Genomic DNA, 18,085 nt, shown 5'->3' with positions numbered 1-18,085 from the left:
GTCCATCATGCAGAAGCCCGGCGATGTGCGCTATGGCACAAGTGATACACATTCGGGACGAAAATGTGAACGTTCATTTTTTAGGTTGTGAACGCTCACATATTTGGTATGAAGAGGAGGAATTTCCGCCAAGGGAATCCAATTTTGCTTAGCGGTCAGGCCTGAAAAATACAGGCAGATCAATGGGGAGGCAGTACGTGTCAGCTCGAATCGATAACCGTAAACTTGCATCCGGCAGCCGCGTTCGAGCGCTGGCCGGCGTTTCCAGCCTCGCCTTGTGCCTGGTGGGCAGCAATGTCGCTTTCGCCCAGGATGCCGACGAAGACGAAGCAGAAGTCGCGGACGAGAACACCATCGTTGTCTCCGGCTACCGGGCTTCGCTGCAAACGGCGCAGGGCATCAAGGAAAATGCAGACACGTTTGTTGACGTGATCACTGCCGAAGACATCGGCGCCCTGCCTGACCGCTCGGTGACCGAGGCGCTGCAGCGCGTCCCCGGCGTGAACATCGGCCGCTTCGAAAAGCCGACAGACCCCGACCGTTTCTCGGTCGAGGGCACGGGCGTCATCATCCGCGGTCTGCCCTATGTCCGTTCGGAGCTGAACGGCCGCGAGATCTTCTCGGCTACCGGTGGCCGTACGCTGAGCTTCGAAGACGTCTCGCCCGAACTGCTGGGCCGCGTCGAGGTGTTCAAGAACGTCACTGCCGACATGATCGAAGGTGCGATCGCCGGGCAGGTGAACCTGGTTACCCGCAACCCGCTCGATCGCCCCGGCCTGAACATCGCGGGCTCGTTCGAAATGAACTACGGCGACCTGCGCGAAGACTGGTCCCCGACCGTCAACGCCCTGATCTCGAATACCTTCGATACCGGGATCGGCACCTTCGGCCTGCAGGCCGGATATTCCTACAGCGAACTGCGCAGCCGCACCGACGCTTCGCAGATTTCCGATCCCTGCTACCGCGATCCCAGCGACTTCTCGCTCGGCTGTATCCGTTCTACTTTCGTGAACTCGGGCGGTTTCGGGGACTCCCTCTTCGATGCCTCGAACTTCCCGCCGACGGGTTCGGTGATCGTTCCGCAGTACGCGAACGTCCGCACTACCGATCTTGACCGCGAGCGCGAAGCGATCTCGCTTGTCGCCCAGTTCGAAAGTCTGGACGGCGGCATCCTTGTCACTGCCGAATACCTTCGTTCCGATACCAGTTTCGCGACCGAGGAATTCGCCCTGCTTGGCCGCATCGACGACGGCGTATCGTCGCCGAGCCCGGCAGCTGGCAGCACCTGGACCTTCGACGAAAACGGACTGCTGGAGACAGGTGTTCTCACGCAGAATGTCGGCAATATCTTTGCCAACCCGTTCGGCCGCGGCGGTATCCCGCTCGACGCGCTGCGCTTTGTGCGTGAAGCCCGTTCGGTAACCGAAGACATCTCGCTCGATCTCGACATCGAGGTGACCGATCGCTTCCGGGCGAATTTCGAAGGCCAGTACGTCACGTCCAACCTGCGCCGCGATTCCGTGTTCGGTGCCACCAGCACCTGGGCCGATATCGCGCTCGACCTGCGCGGCGACGTGCCCGACATCCAGTTCCTCGCCCCTCCGGGCAGCCCGGACGACTACTTCAGCAGCGGCCTCAACACCTACTACTGGTTCGGTCTCGACAGCCGCGAGAAGAACGAGGGCGATCTCTACAGCCTGCGTGGCGACTTCGAATACGACCTCAGCGACGATGGCTTCTTCCGCTCGGTTCGCTTCGGTGCGCGCTGGGCAGAGCGTGATCGCACGACACGCAACACCGACTTCAGCACCTGGGGCAACCTGTCCGCCCCTTGGGCCGGTCGCGGCGGTTGTACGCCTTGGGGTGAAGGTCCGGGCTGTCAGTCCGGTGCTCCGGGTACGGTGGCGCAGGATTGGAACGGCAACGGCGTTCCCGAGTGCGACTTCGGTGAATGTGTCGGTTACACCCCGGGACGCTTTTACGTCGGTGGCACCTATCCCAACAGCGACCTCCTGGTTCCGGGCAACATCGATGGCATCGGTGGCGGTGCCTATATCGATGAATTCCCGAACTATGCCGCCTTCCGCGATCCGTTCTCCCGCGGTTTCCAGCGCGGCAACTCGGCGACCCCGATCCCCGGCGGTCAGGCGTGGTTCTACGGCGGTGACGACTTCCTCGGCGAATACCTCGCTGGCGAGACCGACGGCCAGTGGGACGAGATCACCACGTTCGGCCAGAGCCCCGAACGCTTCAACCTGGGCGTGAACGGCCGCTCCTACACCGATCCGGTCACCGGCGTGACCACGCAGTGCGACCCCTTCTGCCCGTTCGAGACTTCGGCAGTGGTCGAGGTCACCAAGGCAGCCTATGCCCGTATCGACTATGGCCACGTTTTCTCCAACGGCTGGGACCTCGAAGGCAACTTCGGCCTGCGCTATGTCGAAACCCGGGTGGAAACCGGCGGCCTGATCGGCTTCCCCAACCCCATCCGCTTCGACGATCCCGCAGGCAGCGGTAACGGGGATGGCGTCGTAACCGTCGCCGAGATCCAGGCATCGTGCCAGTCACCGGCAGCTCCCGGCGTGCAGCGCGGTTTCTGCGATCCCGCCTTTGCCCCGCGCCTCGCCGAATTTGCTGCGGCCTACACGGGCGAGATCATCGAGGATGATCGCGATATCGTGTTCGACAACTGGCTGCCCTCGTTCAACGCCAGGTTGGACTTCGGCAATGGCCTGCTGGCTCGTGCTGCCGTGTCGAAGGGCATCTCGCGTCCGGACCTGCAATTGTTCCGCTCGGGCGGCGCCCTGGCTGACAATACCGGCAACCTGCTGCAGTCTGGCACCTTGCTCTCCGGGCCGTTGTTCTCGCTCCGCAGCGGTAATCGCGGCCTGCGCCCGATCCAGTCGTGGAACTACGATCTCTCGCTCGAGTGGTATTTCGACGATGTGGGCTCGCTCACGGGTTCGCTGTTCATGAAGGACATCAGCGGCATCGTGAATACCGGCCTCGAGCTGCGGAACTACACCAGCCCCAGCGGGGTCTCGGCGGATGCGCAGTTCGAAGGTCCGTTCAACGATCAGAGCGGCACCCTGAAGGGCTTCGAGATCGCCTACCAGCAGAGCTACGACTTCTTGCCGGGCATCCTGTCCGGGCTCGGAAGCCAGCTGACCTACACCTATATCGACGGCGGGGACTTCTCGAACCCCAACCTGGCGAACCCGGGTGAGCCATCGGTGGCGACTGGCGGGCAGGCCCTGCTGGCGGGTCCGTACTCGTTCCTCCAGCCGCTTGCCGGGATTTCGGAGCACACGATCAACGCGACCCTGTTCTACGAACGTGGTCCGCTGGCCTTGCGCGCAGCCTACAACTGGCGTTCGGAATTCCTGATCACGCCGCGCGACGACATCTTCCCGTTCTCGCCGATCTGGCAGGAATCCACGGGTCAGCTGGACGCGTCGATCTTCTACGCCCTGACCGATGACATCAAGCTGGGCGTGCAGGCGGTGAACCTGCTCGACGAAGTTACCGAAACCAGCCAGGTCATCGACTTCGACGGCACCCGCGTAACGCGTTCTTCGTTCCGCAACGACCGTCGCTTCACCTTCCTCGTCCGTTTCGACTTCTAAAGTCGGAGCTCCTCCGGACGAGAGGACCAGATGGGCTCCTGTGCGCACTCCGCACAGGGGCCCATTTCCTTCCGGCGCGGCGGACGTGGTAAGGGTCCGCCCGCCGGTCGCAGGAGAGTTGCCCATGCCTCGCCAGTTCAACATGAAGACCCGGCTGGCAGCCTTGCTGCTAGCACCCCTGGCGCTTGCCGGATGCGCAGATGCCGAGCCTGCTCCGGATGGGGCAGGCGACGGCTGGCAGCTTGTCTGGGCCGACGAATTCGACGGCGAAAGCATCGATACCTCGCGCTGGACCGTTCTCAACGATTGCTGGGGCGGCGGCAACGAGGAACGGCAATGCTACACGCCGCGCCCTGAAAACGTTACCATCGAAGAGGGCAATCTCGTCATCACGGCGCACCGCGAGGATTGGGCGGGTCCGGCCTTTCCCGCGTCGTTCGGCCCGGCAGATGGCGACTCCTCGCAGCAAGCCAGCAAGCCATTTACGTCCGGCAAGCTGACCACGCAGGGCAATGCCAGCTGGACCTATGGCCGGTTCGAGATCCGTGCACGGCTGCCGGGCGGGCAGGGCGTCTGGCCCGCCTTCTGGATGCTGCCCGAAGAGAGCGTCTACGGCAGCTGGGCGGCTTCCGGCGAGATCGATATCCTCGAGACGGTCAACCTCGGCGTCGTCTGCGACACTTGCGAAGAGGGCGGCGAGAACACGATCCTCGGCACACTGCACTTTGGCGGGCAATGGCCCGATAACGACCTCCACAGCACGGAAGTTTCGATGCCCGAAGTGCTGGATGGCGCGTTCCACACCTATGGCGTGATCTGGGAGCGCGGCCGCTTTTTCTGGACTTTCGACGGCGAGGTCTACGCCACGGCCGAGGCGGGCGACTGGTTCACCACGGCCAGCAGCGATCCCCATGCGCCCTTCGACCAGCCGTTCCACCTGATCGTAAACCTTGCGATTGGCGGCGGCTTGCCCGAAGGACGCGCCCTGATGGGCGTTGCGGAAGACAATTTCCCCAAACGCATGGAAATCGACTGGGTGCGCGTCTGGCAATGCGAGGCAGACGCCGCTACCGGTCGAGGTTGTACAGGGGGCATGTGAACATGGCGCGCCGTCGACAATCCGTGACGATCAAGCACGTGGCGGCTGACGCCGGCGTGTCGCTGCAGACCGTCAGCCGGGTCATCAACAACGAGGCCAATGTCCGGCCCGAGATGAAGCAGCGGGTGCAGGCGTCGATCGACAAGCTCGGTTATGTCCCCTCGATCGCAGCCCAGCGCATGAGCGGTTCGCGCAGTTACCTTATCCTGGCGCTCAACGACCGCGAACGCACCATTGAGGACTGGCGTGCCCGCGAAGGCCGTGACTGGGTCGACCAGATGCTGCTGGGCGGCATGCTGAAATGCGCCGAATACGGCTATCGCCTGATCTTCGAACTGGTCGATACGCGCAGCGAGCACGTGCAGCGCGAGCTTAACGCCGCCATTGCCGCCTTGCAGCCCGATGGCGTGATCCTGACCCCGCCGCATGGCGACAACAAGCTGATCACGGACCTGCTGGAAGAGCGCAAGATCCCTTTCGCCCGCATCGGTTCGCGCGCCAACGGTGACAACATCTCGATCACCATGGGTGACGACCAGCTGGCAGCCATGGCAACGCGCCACCTCATCGACAAGGGACACAAGCGGATCGCTTACATCGCCGGTGCCCGCGAATATGCGCTCAGCCAGTGGCGCAAGGATGGCTGGCTGGCCGCCATGCGTGAAGCCGGGCTTGAAACGGATAACCTGTGCGAACGCGGGGATTTCTCCTACGCTTCGGGCGAAGAGGCTGCGCGCAAGCTGCTGGGACAGCCCCACCGGCCAACCGCGATCATCGCCGGTAACGACCAGATGGCCATCGCCACCAACGACGTGGCGCACGAGCTGGGGCTGAAAGTGCCGGGCGATCTCTCGCTGATCAGCTTCGACAACACGCCGGTCGTGCGCTTCGTCCAGCCGCAGCTGACAGCGATAGACCAACCCGTGGCAGAGACCGTCGCCACCGCCGTGGAGCTCCTCATCAAGAAGCAGCGCGGCGAAGAATTGCCGCCCATGCCGCTGGTTGTGGAAGGCGGGCTGGTGGAGCGGCAGTCGGTCGCGAAGCCGCGCAAGGGATGAACGAAGCGGCGTCCGCAGCCCACGGCGGCGGGCGGCAGTCACTGCGCTTCCTGCTGCTCTATGCCTTGGCGGCGGCGGGCGGGGCCATGGCCTACATGCCGTTCCTGACCATCCTCCTGCCAGTGCGGGTCGAGGCCATGGCGGGCGGCGCGGAAGTGACCTGGCTGGCCTATTGTTCCTTTTCCGGCGCGGCTGCGGCGAGCCTTTCCAACATCCTGTTCGGCTGGCTGTCCGACCGCACCGGTAACCGGCAAGGCTGGATCGTCACCGGACTGCTGGGCAGTTGTGCCTTGCTGCTGGCGATGCCGCTGGCGGACAGCTTGCCCGCGCTGCTCGGCTTGCTTGTTGCCTGGCAGGTCATGCTCAACATGATGCTGGGCCCGCTGGCCGCGCTGGCAGGCGACTATGTGCCCGACCGGCAGAAGGGCTTCCTCGGTGGGCTGCTGTCCCTCTCGCCCGCGATGGGCGCGCTTGCCGGTGCCTTCGTCACTTTCGAGGGTGTGGCAGGCGCCGATGCGCGGCTGGCGATCGTCGCCGCGCTGGTGGCTCTCTGCGTGTTGCCGGTTGTCCTCTTCGGTCGGCCCGTAAGCTTTCCCGAACTCACCGCGCGCGTCGACAGGCCGATTGTTTCCATTCCCGAGAAGCGGCCGCAAGTGGTCGTTCCGTGCATGTGGCTGGCCCGGCTGCTGGTGCAAATCGCAGAGGCGGTGCTGTTCGCCTACCTCTACGTCTGGTTCCGCACCGTTTCTGCCGATTTCGGGGATGACGATACCGCAGCGGTGTTCGGGGCAGTGCTGGTGCTGGCGATCCCGGCAACGCTGTGGGTCGGGCGTTGGGCGGATCGCAACGAACGGCCGATCCTGCCGCTTGCCGCCTGCGCGGGCCTGACCGCGGTGGCCTTGCTGCTGATGGCCAGTGCCGAGAGCCTGACCTTTGCCGTCGCCGGATATGCGCTGTTCGGACTGGTCACATCGATGTTCCTGTCGCTGCATTCGGCGCAGACCTTGCGAGTCCTTCCCCGGCCGCAAACGCGCGGACGCGATCTTGGCCTGTTCAACCTGACCAATACCGTCCCCTCGCTGATCATGCCGTGGCTGACCCTGGCGACCGTGCCGGCGTTCGGATTTTCCGGACTTTTCATGATCCTGGCGGCGCTTTCGGCCATTGCTGCGCTGCTTCTGGCCAGCATTTCCCGCACGAACTAGGCGCTTGCTTTTCTCATTTATGCATGCGATTGGATCAAGATTGAGAACGTTCCCAATTCTAAGGGATAGGAATGCGCGAGGGGAAGATGATGCGTGCAGCGTTGGCCATGGCGGCCCTTGGGCTGGGACTGGCAGGATGCAATGCCTGGCCGTTCGGAGGCGAGGTGACGGTGGCGGAATCCGCCGTGCCTTACGAGGATGAGGACGCCTTCATCGCCGACCTCGTCTCGCGCATGTCGCTGGAGCGCAAGATCGGGCAGCTGATCCAGCCGCAGATCAACGCATTCACGCCGGAAGACATGGAGCGCTATCGCTTCGGCAGCTACCTCAACGGCGGCAATGGCGGCCCTTATGGTGACGAGTTCGCCCCGGCCAGCGAATGGCTGCGCTATTCTGACGAGATGTACGCAGCCTCGATCGAGCCGCTGCCCGGTGACGAGCCGATCATCCCGACCATGTGGGGCACCGACGCGGTACACGGCCACACCAACGTGGTCGGCGCCACAATCTTCCCGCACAATATTGCGCTGGGCGCGGCCGGCGATGCCGAGCTTGTCCGCCGCATCGGTGAAGCCACGGCTGTCGAGATCGAAGTGACCGGCATCGACTGGAACTTCTCGCCCACGGTCGCCGTGGCGCAGGACGATCGCTGGGGCCGCACCTACGAAAGCTATTCGGAAGATCCCGACCTGGTGGCCGAACTCGGCGCTGCCCTGGTGGAAGGCCTGCAGGGCCATCCCGGCGACGACGACTTCCTTGGCGACGGCCATGTAATTGCCACGGCCAAGCACTTCTTCGGTGACGGCGGCACGCAAGACGGTGTCGACCAGGGTGAGGTCAACGGCAACATCGACGACCTGGTCGCCCTGCACGGCCGCCCCTATCCGGCAACGATCGACGCCGGGGTCGAGACTGTCATGGCCAGCTTCAATTCGATCAACGGCCAGAAAATGCACGGCAACCGTGACCTGCTGACCGACGTGCTGCGCGGCGAGATGGGCTTCGATGGCCTCGTCGTGGGCGACTGGAACGGGCACAGCCAGGTGGCCGGTTGCACCGTCACCGATTGCCCGCAATCGCTGCTCGCCGGTCTCGACATCTACATGGTGCCCGACGACTGGCAGGAACTGATGGAAACGCTGCTCGCCCAGGTCGAGGACGGCACCATTCCGATGGAGCGCGTCGACGAGGCAGTTACCCGCGTGCTGCGCGTGAAGTATCGCGCCGGGCTGCTCGCTCCCGAACCGGTGCTGCCGTCCGAACGCGGGGTCGGCGGCCAGTTCGAGCTGCTGGCATCGGCAGAACACCGCGCGCTTGCCCGCGAGGCCGTGGCCCGCTCGCAGGTGGTGCTGAAGAACAACGGCGTGCTGCCGCTGCAGGCTGGTGCGCGCGTGCTTGTCGCCGGTAGCGCGGCTGACGACATTGGCCGTGCTTCGGGCGGCTGGACGCTCGAATGGCAGGGCGGCCTCGAAAGCGAGATGGGCGAGAGCGAGGGCAAGGTTGGCGAACTGTTCCCCAATGCCACGTCGATCTGGGACGGCATGCTGGAGAACATCAGCGCAGGTGGCGGCACGGCCGTGCTGTCGCCCGACGGCAGCTTCGACGAGCGACCCGATGTCGCCGTCGTGGTCTTCGGCGAGAAGCCCTATGCCGAATTCGCCGGTGATCAGGGCGACCTCGTCTTCCGCGACACCGAAGGGCTCGAACTGCTGCGCCGTTTCCGCGAGCAGGGCATTCCCACCGTCGCCGTGTTCCTGTCGGGGCGCCCGATGTGGATGAACCGCGAGCTGAATGCTGCCGACGCCTTCGTCGCCGCTTGGCTGCCGGGCAGCGAAGGCGCGGGTGTCGCCGACGTCCTGACCGGTGCACGACCCGCGACCGGCCGCCTGTCTTTCAGCTGGCCCGCCAGTTGCGAAGGCACGCCGGTGAACGGGCCGCAAGGCGCGCTGTTCCCCCTGGGCTTCGGCCGTGAGTTGGATGACACCTCGACCCTGCGCCAGCTCGACGAAGGCTGCGCTGCGCTCGACAACTTCGACAGCTCGGACCTGTTCAGCTCGGGCCGCCTCGCCACCGGCGTGGTTGCCTATGCCGCTGGCGGCAATCTCGAGACTGCCATGGACATGCTGTCGCAGATGCGCGGCACCTCGACGGCGGCAGGGATCGCGGCAACGGGTATCGACCGCGATGCGCAGGAAGACGCCCGCCGCATCGTCATGCAGGCTGGCGCGCGCTTCGGCATTGTCCAGTCCAACGGCGGCGAGGGAGCTTTCCGCATCACCTACCGGGTCGAGGGACGCCCCGCGGCGCCGGTCACGCTGACCCTGCGCGACGATGAAAGCGGCGATGAAACGGTCATCGACGTTACCCGCCAGTTCGAGCATGCTGCCCTGAAAGGCTGGCGCGAGATGCTGATTACCGAAGCCTGCGCACCGGGCCTCGGTAACGCCTTCGAGATTTCCACCCAGGCACGGCTCACCATCGGGATTGCCGAAGTGCGGCGCGAAGAGCTGCCGCAAGGAACGGCTTGCACTTTCTAGGCGCAGGCAGGATTGAACGGAAAACCAGCGGGACCAGCCGGAGTGCAGGCCCGATTACGGGGAGAGTACCATGGCCTTGGCGCCTGACGTTTCCAGCAGCACCGATCCGGTTCCGGTGACCGATGACCATCCCCCGGTCCACGCGCCGGGGCTGAACTACTTCGTCTTCGGCCTGTTCTTCATCTTTGGCGGCATCACCTCGCTCAACGACGTGATCATTCCGAAGCTGAAGGAGCTGTTCACGCTCTCCTACACCGAGGCGATGCTGGTGCAGTTCTGCTTTTTTGCGGCTTACCTGATCATTGGCATTCCGGGGGCCAGGCTGGTGAAGAAGATCGGTTACATGCGCGGCGCGGTCGCCGGGCTGGGCACGATGATCCTCGGTTGCCTGCTGTTCATCCCTGCCAGCCAGACGGCGACCTATCCGATCTTCCTCGGCGCCCTGTTCATCCTGGCGAGCGGCGTGGTGATCGTGCAGGTGGTGGCCAATCCGCTGATCAGCCTGCTTGGCAAGCCGTCCACGACGCATAGCCGCCTGACCTTTGCCCAGGCCTTCAACTCGCTCGGCACCACGGTCTTTCCCATCGTCGGCGCTGCCGTCATCCTCGGCAGCCTTGCCGATGTGTCGGCGGACCAGCTGACGGGCGAGGCCCTGCAGGCCTACCGCGCTGCCGAGAGCGAGGCGATCTGGCAGGGCTATCTGGGTGTCGCCGCCCTGATCGCGCTGGTGGCAGCGGCCGTCTGGATGTTCCGCCACCGCCTGCCGCACGATTCCAAGATCATGGGCGACGGTGAACTGGTCTCGACCGGCCGTTACCTGGTCGGGCTGGCGCTTGCTGCCACCGGCGCCTTCGTGGCCTTGCAGGTGAGCGGGTGGCTGGGCGTCCTGCTGATCCTCCTCGCACCGGCGCTCTGGCTCTACGACAACGACCTGCTGAAGCGCGCGCGGTTCAGCTACGGGGCCCTGTGCATCTTCCTCTACGTCGGCGCCGAAGTCTCGATCGGCTCGATCATCATCAACTATCTCTCGACCGAGCGCGTGCTGGGCGAACCGGAAGGCGTTATCGGCTGGATGATCGGCCTTTACTGGGGCGGCGCCATGGTGGGCCGCTTCATCGGGTCGGGTGCGCTGCGCCTATTCAGCCCGGGCAAGATCCTGGCTTTCAATGCAACCGGCTCCATCGTGCTGATCGTCATCTCGGCGCTCACCTCCGGTGAACTGGCGGCATATTCGTTGCTGGCAGTAGGCCTGATGAACTCGATCATGTTCCCGACGATCTTCTCGCTCGCCTGTGAGAAGCTGGGACCGCGGGCAGCCGACGGATCGGGTATCATCAACGTCGCCATCTTCGGCGGTGCTGTGGTGCCGCTGCTTTACGGCGTGGTGGCCGATGCCACCGGCGGAGACCTGGCCCTGGCCATGGTCATCCCGATTGTGTGCTACGCGATCATCGCGGGCTTCGGGATCTTTGCTCGCCGTCCGGCTACCTGACGCAGCCAAGCAAAAGGGCGGCAGGATCGCTCCTGCCGCCCGCTCACATGCCTCGGTAATTCGGGTCAGTTGGCGCGGGCTACCGTCCGCGTCCCGGCGCTGTCGTAATTCATCAGCACCTGCTGGAAGGGCATGCCGTCACCGCCGCGATCGACGATGATGTGCTGGAAGCCCGCCACCTGGTGGTCGCGGAAGTCCTCGGCATCGGTCGCCAGCGGCGTCTCCAGCACCATGCGATAGAACTCGCGGCGCATGTATTCGCCCAGCTCGCCAGCGGCGATGGCGCGGTCGCCATCCATGTCCGCGGCGCCTTCAAGCGCCTGTCGGAAGAGCACGCTGATATAGCCACCCGCCTTGTCACCCTGGGCCACCAGGCTCAGCGTATCGGCGTCGGAGCTGAATATCCCCATGCGTTCGTCGCGCTGGTCGATGACCTGGTCGAAACCGCCGGCAAAGCAGGCGTCGATCACCAGCAGCAGGCGGCCGTCAAAGTCGCCCAGCATTTCGGCCAGTTCATAGTCGAACAGCGCGTCGTCGAAGAGCTCGATCGTCTCGGCGCTGCCGTCACGCTCGGTATCCATGTTCTCCACTTTGTCGCCGTGGCCGGAGAAGAAGATCAGCAGCGTGTCGTCCGTACCCATGGCCTGCGTCATTTCGGTGAGGTGACGGCGGAAGTTGGCGCGGGTGGCTTCTTCGTCGATCAGGGTGACGCTTTGGGGCGCAAGCATGCCGTTGGCACGCAGCGCGGCGTTGACGCGCAGGGCATCTTCATCGGTCCGCGTAAGCACACTGATGCGCTCGTATTCCGAGACGCCCACACTCAAGGCGAAGACCTGTGCCTGGCCGCTCGACGGACGGACCGTGCGGATCGAGGGGTCGGCTTCGCGCGTGGAGACCGTGTAGGGGCCGCTCTCGCCGCGGGCATAGCTGCTTGCGGCGACGGTGTAGGTACCGTCGATCGGCAGGGTGATCGACAGCGAACTGTTGGTGTCTTCCAGCCCGCCACGGTCGTCGTTTTCCTCGATGCTGCCGTCCGGCAGGTAGATCGTCAGGAAGGTGTCGATCCGGTCGGATTCGACGTCGAAGGTCACGCGCTGTCCGGCGCTGCCGATGAAGCGGTAATAGTCGACGTTCTGGCCGCTGAGCGAGGTCGCATCGCTGCGCGCCAGCGCGCCGTTCACGCTCTGGCCGAAGGGCAGGGTGCGCACCTCTGCCCCGGCCGGAACCGGGTTCAGCGTGTCGATCGCGGCGAGGCGGTAGGTGCCGCCGCCCTGGTTGCCATAGCTGGACACGGTCACGCGATAGGTGCCGCTGGCGGGCAGGCTGGTGTCGATCAGGCTGTTGAGCGTGCCGCCCGGTTCGTCATCGTTCTCGACCGAGAAACCGTCCGGACCGGTGACCCGCAGCACGGTGTCGAAATCGTCGGACGACAACGATACGCGCAGGCGCTGGCCCGTTTCGGCCTCAAGGGTGAAAGTGTGTTGGCCGCGCTGCAAATCGCGCGTGACCGACTGGCCCAGCGTCAGTTCGCCGCTGGTGGAAGCGGTCGGCTTGCGGTTCTGCTTGCCGTCGGTCTTGCCCGTCTCGGCCTCGGCGCTGGCGAAAACCTCGCCCGCGCTCCCGATCGGCGTGGCGACGGCGAAAGCCGCACCTGCCAGGGCGATGACGCCGGCTCCGCTGAGAAGAACTCGCTTGAACATTTCTGCCCCCTTGCTTGCACATGCCTGTTCGGCCCTATGCCCGTTGAATGCTGAATAGATACAGAATTTCCTATTCAGGCAAGTCGTCAGCTTTGGCCGTGACCGGCGTCACACCTCCGCGGAATAGGCGAGCACCGGCTTGCGCGCGGCCTGCGCTTCGTCGAGCCGGGCGCGCGGGGCGTGGTGCGGAGCTGTCTTGAGTGCCTCATCCCCGGCCTTGGCGCGTTCGCCCAGCGATCGCATGGCCGTGATGAACTGGTCGAGCACGGCCTTGCTTTCGGTCTCGGTGGGTTCGACCAGCATGGACCCGTGCACCACCAGCGGGAAGTACATGGTCATCGGGTGGAAGCCCTCGTCGATCAGCCCCTTGGCCACGTCCAGCGTGGACATTCCCTCGGCAAAGCCGTGATCGCTGAACAGCGCCTCGTGCATGCAGGGGCCGGTGTCGCCGAACGGTGCGTCGAACAGGTCGTCGAGGCTGCGCAGCAGGTAATTGGCGTTGAGCACGGCATCGCCCGAGGCCTGCCGCAGCCCGTCCGCGCCGTGGCTGAGGATATAGGTCAGGGCGCGGGTGAACATGCCCATCTGGCCGTGGAAAGCGGCCATGCGTCCGAAGGTCTCGGTATGGCCGTGTTCGGCGGCGTTCTCTTCCTCCACCAGCTGGATCGTCCCGTCGGGCATTTTCGCGGTGAAGGGCAGCGGGCCGTAGGGGCACAGTGCTTCGGAGAGCACAACCGGGCCCGAGCCGGGCCCACCGCCACCGTGCGGGGTGGAGAAGGTCTTGTGCAGGTTGATGTGCATGGCGTCGATGCCGAGGTCGCCCGGCCGCACCCGGCCCATGATCGCGTTGAAGTTGGCGCCGTCGCAATAGACGAACCCGCCCACTTCGTGGACCGCATCGGAGATGGCCTTCATCTCGCGTTCGAACAGGCCGCAGGTGTTGGGATTGGTGATCATCACGCCGGCCACATCGGGGCCAAGGCGGGCCTTGAGGGCGGCAAGGTCAACTCGGCCTTCGGGCGTGGCGGGAATGTCCTCCACCTCGTAGCCGGCGAAGGCGGCGGTCGCGGGGTTGGTGCCGTGAGCGCTTTCGGGCACCAGCACCACCTTGCGGGCATCGCCGCGCGCTTCCAGCGCGGCGCGGATGCAGAGCACGCCGCACAGCTCGCCGTGGGCGCCGGCCTTGGGGGTCATGGCGACGCCGTGCATGCCGGTGAGTTCGATCAGCCAGTGCGCCAGCTCGTTGATGACGCCGAGCGCGCCGCGCACGGTATCGACCGGTTGCAGCGGATGGACGTCGGCAAAGCCGGGCATCCGCGCGACCTTCTCGTTGAGGCGCGGGTTGTGTTTCATGGTGCAGGAGCCGAGCGGGAACAGGCCAAGGTCGATGGCGTAGTTCTGGCGGCTGAGGCGGGTGTAGTGGCGCACCGTTTCGGGCTCGGAGAGACCGGGCAGGTTCAGCGCCTGCTGGCGGGCGAACTTGCCGAGGCGGTTCGGCGCCGCGGGGTCAGGCTCGGGCAGGTCGACGCCGCAGGTGTCCCTGCGGCCCAGTTCGAAGATCAGCCGCTCTTCCAGCATCAGCGCCTTGTTGCCGGTGACGGTGGGGTATTGCTCACCGTGTTCGGTCGGGACTGGGGAGCCCGGCTTCCAGCCGCTCTGGTTTATCTGGTTCATGCCCCCATCTCCTTGGACAACGCCTCCTGCAGCGCGGAGGCAAGCTTTTCGAAGTCCTCCTCGGTATTGGTTTCGGTGACCGCGATGACGAGGCCGTTCTCGCGTCCGTCACCATCGGGGTAGAGGCGGCCCAGCGAGACACCCGCAAGAATGCCTTTCTGCGCCAGGTCGCGCACCAGCTGGCGGGCGTCGGTGTCGACCAGGATCGTGAACTCGTTGAAGAAGCTCTCGTTCATCACTGTCACCCCCGGCACCTGCGCCAGCCGGTCAGCAGCCATGCAGGCCAGGCGATGGTTTTCCGCGGCGAGGGCGGTCAGGCCCTTCTCGCCCAGCAGCGTCATGTGCACCGAGAAAGCGAGGGCGCAGAGCCCGGAGTTGGTGCAGATATTGCTGGTCGCCTTCTCGCGGCGGATGTGCTGCTCGCGGGTTGAGAGCGTCAGCACGAAGCCGCGCTTGCCGTCGGCATCCACGGTCTCGCCGCAGAGCCGCCCCGGCATCTGCCGCACGTGCTTGGGATTGGTGATGGCGAAGAGGCCGAGGAAGGGCCCGCCGAACTGCAGTCCGACGCCCAGCGCCTGGCCTTCGCCCACGACGATGTCCGCACCGAGGTTGCCCGGCGCTTCCAGCGCGCCCAGCGCCACCGGCTCGGTGTTGACGACGATCAGCAATGCGCCTTTTCCGTGCGCGGCATCGGCGATCTTCTGCAGGTCGGGGATGCGGCCCATGATGTCGGGGTACTGGACGACGACGCAGGAGGTTTCCTCGTCGATCGCGGCGCAGATCGCGTCCTCGCCAACTTCAGCCTTCGCGGCCGGACAGGCATAGTCGACATGCCCCTGCGTGAAATGCGCCATGGTCTGCGCCACGGCGACATAGTGCGGGTGCACGCCGTCGGTGATGAAGGTCCGGTGCCGCTTGGTCAGCCGCGCTGCCATGACAATGGCCTCCCAGCAGGCGGTCGAGCCGTCGTACATCGAGGCATTGGCGATTTCGCAGCCATAGAGCCGCGCGACCTGCGTCTGGAACTCGAACAGCATCTGCAGCGTGCCCTGCGCGATTTCCGGCTGGTAGGGCGTATAGGCAGTCAGGAACTCGCCGCGCTGGATGATATGGTCGACCGTGGCCGGCACGTGGTGGCGATAGGCCCCCGCACCGCAGAAGAAGGCCGCGTCGGCAGCGGCGAGGTTCTGTTTCGACAGGGCGCGCATGTGCCTTTCGACCGCCATCTCGCCCGCCGCCAGCGGCAGGCCTTCGATCGGGCCGTCGAGGTAGAGGTGGGAAGGCACATCAGCAAAGAGTGCATCGACGCTAGGCGCGCCGATGACATCAAGCATGGCCGTGCGGTCGGTGTCGGTAAGGGGGAGATAGCGCATTGAGGTGATCGCTCCGTTATTCTGGGAGTGCTTCGATTGAACTGGGTTGAATTGCCGCTGACCGATCGAGTCCCGGATTTCGCCATGCGGCTGCATTCACTTGGCCGGTCACAAGGACGTGTCGCCCAGTCAGCGTGGCCGCCACCTGATCAAAGGCCGGACTATAACCGAGGCTTACTGCTCTCTCGTCGAACGCAAGGATCGCGTCTTCGCAAGTCTCGCTTGGGCAACCTGCGCTCAATAGTTCCATGTCGGCGCGCGTAGGAACGAGGTGACAGTTCAATTCGCTGCACTGGAAAAGCCACGCTTCAACGGTGACGGTTTGGCCGTCCCAATTGTCGAGGTTGGCGGCGACTTCCTGCAAACCGATTGGATCTGGTTGTGCAGTGCAAGATGCGAGTGCCGTCAGGCTGACAAGTGCGCTGAGCCGGATCACAGGCCCTCGCAGAATGCCCTGTAGGCAGCTTCGTTCATCAGGCCTTCCAGCTCGCCCGCGTCGGCCACGGTCAGCTTGAAGAACCAGCCGTCTTCCTCGGGTGAGGTGTTCACCAGCGCGGGGTCTTCCTCCAGCGCGGAATTGCCTTCGGTCACCGTGCCGCTGATCGGCGCGTAGACGTCGCTGGCGGCCTTCACGCTTTCGACCACGGCAGCTTCCTTGCCCTTGGCCAGTTCGGTGCCTTCACCCGGCACTTCGACGAAGACGACATCGCCCAGCTGTTCCTGCGCGTAGTCGGTAATGCCGATGGTGGCAGTGTCGCCATCGACCTCGATCCATTCGTGTTCTTCGGTGAAATAGCGGGGCATGTCAGGCTCCTTTGCGGTGATAGCGATGGGGGACGAAGGGCATGGGTACGACTGTGGCGGGAAGGCGCTTGCCGCGCACCTCCAGCTCCAGCGCAGTGCCGTTACCCGCGTATTCGGTTTCTATGGTGGCCATGGCGATCGGGTGGCCGAGCGTGGGCGAGAAGCCGCCGCTGGTGACCGTGCCGACCAGCGCGTCACCGGCAAAGACCTGCGCACCTTCGCGTGCCGGGAGGCGGCCTTCGAGCGCGAGGCCGACGCGCCGCTGCGCCGTGCCGCCATCTTCCAGTCGTACCATGCAGGCGGCATGGCCCATGTAGCCGCCCGCTTCATGCCGGGACTTGCTCAGCGCGAAGGCGAGGCCTGCGCTGACGGGATCGGTCTCCTCGGTCAGGTCGTGGCCGTAGAGCGGCAGGCCGGCCTCCAGTCGCAAGCTGTCGCGCGCACCGAGGCCTGCGGGCTTTACCCGCTCGTCTGCCACCAGCGCATCGGCGAATGCGACGACGCGGTCTGCCGCGATGGAAATCTCGAACCCGTCCTCGCCCGAATAGCCGGTACGGCTGATCCATATGGACGCCTTGCCCCCGGCCCATTCGAACGATCCGGCTTGCATGAAGCCGAGGTCGGACACGCCCGGCGCCAGCGCTTCCAGCGCGGCAGCCGCTTCGGGGCCTTGCAGGGCGAGCAGCGCCCAGTCGTCGAGATGGGTCATGGTGATGTCGTCGGGCAGGTGTTCGCGCAGGTGGGCGATGTCGTCCCACTTGGTCGCGCCGTTGACGACCATGTAGAACTGCGCGTCGCTGTCGTCGGGAAGGCGGGTCACCATCAGATCGTCGAGCACGCCGCCGGTCTCGTTGAGCAGCATCGAATAGCGCACGCGGCGCGGCTTGAGGTGCGCAAGGTCGGCTGGCAGCAGGGCCTCAAGCGCAGCGGCACAGGCGCCGGGATCGGCGGCGGCGAACATCAGCTGGCCCATGTGGCTGACGTCGAACAGGCTGGCGCGGGTGCGCGTCCATTCGTGCTCGGCGACAATGCCTTCATACTGGATGGGCATTTCGTAGCCCGCGAACTCCACCATGCGCGCACCATGGTCGCGGTGCCAGGAATCAAGCGGTAGCTGTTCAGCCGGCAAGTTTTCAAATTCGTCTTCGGTATCAGTCATCGACAGGTCCGCACGGCTCGGCAGCACCCGGTTTTCGGGTCCTTTCGCCATGCCCCCTCTGTCGGGAGACCTGAGAGCCACGCAGTTCCGGAGAACCGCTTACCCCTTCGGTGGCCCGCCGTTGCCGGCGGACGCTTTCCAGAGTGCCTGACCTTGATGCGCGGTCCATTTCGCCTGAGAGTTTCCGGGGCGGTTGCTCCTTCGGCGGTTCCGACAGGAGGTGCCGAAACGCTCTCCCGCGCACCCAGCCGTTTCACATATGCGAATCGACAGGCGAAATCTCTTTGCTGCAATGCGACATCGCGGTCAATCGCCAAAGCGTGTCCGGATGCGGGTAGATTGCCACTTCAGGGGCTGC

General features: G+C 64.8%; 12 protein-coding genes and 2 riboswitches. Of the genes, 6 read left to right on the top strand and 6 right to left on the bottom strand.

Going from position 1 to position 18,085, the window contains the following annotated elements:
- The first annotated feature begins 197 nt into the window (after positions 1-197).
- The 6 genes from AAEO60_RS11920 to AAEO60_RS11895 all read left to right on the top strand — a co-directional run bounded on the left by AAEO60_RS11920 (position 198) and on the right by AAEO60_RS11895 (position 11,017).
- The gene (locus AAEO60_RS11920; RefSeq protein ID WP_341673927.1) at positions 198-3,626 is read left to right on the top strand and encodes a TonB-dependent receptor domain-containing protein; all 3,429 of its coding nucleotides are present in this window, start codon (positions 198-200) and stop codon (positions 3,624-3,626) included.
- 124 nt (positions 3,627-3,750) lie between these two features.
- Entirely contained in the window at positions 3,751-4,725 is a 975-nt protein-coding gene (locus AAEO60_RS11915) for a glycoside hydrolase family 16 protein (RefSeq protein WP_341673926.1), read from the top strand.
- Positions 4,726-4,727: 2 nt separating this feature from the next.
- Positions 4,728-5,783, top strand: coding sequence for a LacI family DNA-binding transcriptional regulator (locus tag AAEO60_RS11910; RefSeq protein WP_341673925.1), 1,056 nt, complete (start codon positions 4,728-4,730; stop codon positions 5,781-5,783).
- On the top strand, positions 5,780-6,988 hold the full coding sequence (locus AAEO60_RS11905; protein WP_341673924.1) for an MFS transporter: 1,209 nt from the start codon (positions 5,780-5,782) through the stop codon (positions 6,986-6,988). The genes AAEO60_RS11910 and AAEO60_RS11905 overlap by 4 nt, the downstream gene beginning before the upstream one ends.
- Positions 6,989-7,059: 71 nt before the next feature.
- Positions 7,060-9,525 (top strand): glycoside hydrolase family 3 protein, encoded by a 2,466-nt coding sequence (locus AAEO60_RS11900; RefSeq protein ID WP_341673923.1) that lies wholly within the window; start codon positions 7,060-7,062, stop codon positions 9,523-9,525.
- A 70-nt stretch (positions 9,526-9,595) separates the two neighbouring features.
- Positions 9,596-11,017 (top strand): sugar MFS transporter, encoded by a 1,422-nt coding sequence (locus AAEO60_RS11895; RefSeq protein ID WP_341673922.1) that lies wholly within the window; start codon positions 9,596-9,598, stop codon positions 11,015-11,017.
- 65 nt (positions 11,018-11,082) lie between these two features.
- On the opposite strand, the gene AAEO60_RS11890 is transcribed toward AAEO60_RS11895, so the two are convergent.
- From AAEO60_RS11890 to gcvT, 6 genes are all read right to left on the bottom strand, one after another.
- Positions 11,083-12,717 (bottom strand): pre-peptidase C-terminal domain-containing protein, encoded by a 1,635-nt coding sequence (locus tag AAEO60_RS11890; protein WP_341673921.1) that lies wholly within the window; start codon positions 12,715-12,717, stop codon positions 11,083-11,085.
- Positions 12,718-12,825: 108 nt separating this feature from the next.
- Positions 12,826-14,391 carry an aminomethyl-transferring glycine dehydrogenase subunit GcvPB gene (gene gcvPB, locus AAEO60_RS11885; RefSeq protein WP_341673920.1) on the bottom strand — a complete coding sequence of 522 codons (1,566 nt, stop codon included), beginning with the start codon at positions 14,389-14,391 and terminating at the stop codon, positions 12,826-12,828.
- Positions 14,388-15,764: an aminomethyl-transferring glycine dehydrogenase subunit GcvPA gene (gene gcvPA, locus AAEO60_RS11880; protein ID WP_341673919.1), complete on the bottom strand. Its 1,377-nt coding sequence runs from the start codon at positions 15,762-15,764 to the stop codon at positions 14,388-14,390. The genes gcvPB and gcvPA overlap by 4 nt, the downstream gene beginning before the upstream one ends.
- Before the next feature lie 16 nt (positions 15,765-15,780).
- The gene (locus AAEO60_RS11875) at positions 15,781-16,128 is read right to left on the bottom strand and encodes a hypothetical protein (RefSeq protein ID WP_341673918.1); all 348 of its coding nucleotides are present in this window, start codon (positions 16,126-16,128) and stop codon (positions 15,781-15,783) included.
- Between the two features lie 68 nt (positions 16,129-16,196).
- Entirely contained in the window at positions 16,197-16,568 is a 372-nt protein-coding gene (gene gcvH / locus AAEO60_RS11870; protein WP_341673917.1) for a glycine cleavage system protein GcvH, read from the bottom strand.
- 1 nt (position 16,569) lies between these two features.
- On the bottom strand, positions 16,570-17,778 hold the full coding sequence (gene gcvT, locus AAEO60_RS11865) for a glycine cleavage system aminomethyltransferase GcvT (protein WP_423970165.1): 1,209 nt from the start codon (positions 17,776-17,778) through the stop codon (positions 16,570-16,572).
- Positions 17,776-17,878, bottom strand: a riboswitch (glycine riboswitch). Its footprint overlaps the gene before it by 3 nt.
- A riboswitch (glycine riboswitch) is annotated at positions 17,879-17,976 on the bottom strand.
- Between the last annotated feature and the right edge of the window lie 109 nt (positions 17,977-18,085).

The sequence above is a fragment of the Aurantiacibacter gilvus genome (assembly GCF_038289935.1).
GTDB lineage: Bacteria > Pseudomonadota > Alphaproteobacteria > Sphingomonadales > Sphingomonadaceae > Alteraurantiacibacter > Alteraurantiacibacter gilvus.
The sequence above is the reverse complement of the archived record's forward strand: the minus strand, read 5'-3'. Positions and strand labels throughout refer to the sequence as shown.

Excerpts from the sequence above, each read along its gene's own strand:
- AAEO60_RS11915 (WP_341673926.1), top strand. The coding sequence starts at position 3,751 with ATGCCTCGCCAGTTCAACATGAAGACCCGGCTGGCAGCCTTGCTGCTA.
- AAEO60_RS11910 (WP_341673925.1), top strand. The coding sequence starts at position 4,728 with ATGGCGCGCCGTCGACAATCCGTGACGATCAAGCACGTGGCGGCTGAC.
- AAEO60_RS11905 (WP_341673924.1), top strand. The coding sequence starts at position 5,780 with ATGAACGAAGCGGCGTCCGCAGCCCACGGCGGCGGGCGGCAGTCACTG.
- AAEO60_RS11900 (WP_341673923.1), top strand. The coding sequence starts at position 7,060 with ATGCGCGAGGGGAAGATGATGCGTGCAGCGTTGGCCATGGCGGCCCTT.
- AAEO60_RS11895 (WP_341673922.1), top strand. The coding sequence starts at position 9,596 with ATGGCCTTGGCGCCTGACGTTTCCAGCAGCACCGATCCGGTTCCGGTG.
- AAEO60_RS11890 (WP_341673921.1), bottom strand. The coding sequence starts at position 12,717 with ATGTTCAAGCGAGTTCTTCTCAGCGGAGCCGGCGTCATCGCCCTGGCA.
- gcvPB (WP_341673920.1), bottom strand. The coding sequence starts at position 14,391 with ATGAACCAGATAAACCAGAGCGGCTGGAAGCCGGGCTCCCCAGTCCCG.
- gcvPA (WP_341673919.1), bottom strand. The coding sequence starts at position 15,764 with ATGCGCTATCTCCCCCTTACCGACACCGACCGCACGGCCATGCTTGAT.
- gcvH (WP_341673917.1), bottom strand. The coding sequence starts at position 16,568 with ATGCCCCGCTATTTCACCGAAGAACACGAATGGATCGAGGTCGATGGC.
- gcvT (WP_423970165.1), bottom strand. The coding sequence starts at position 17,778 with ATGGCGAAAGGACCCGAAAACCGGGTGCTGCCGAGCCGTGCGGACCTG.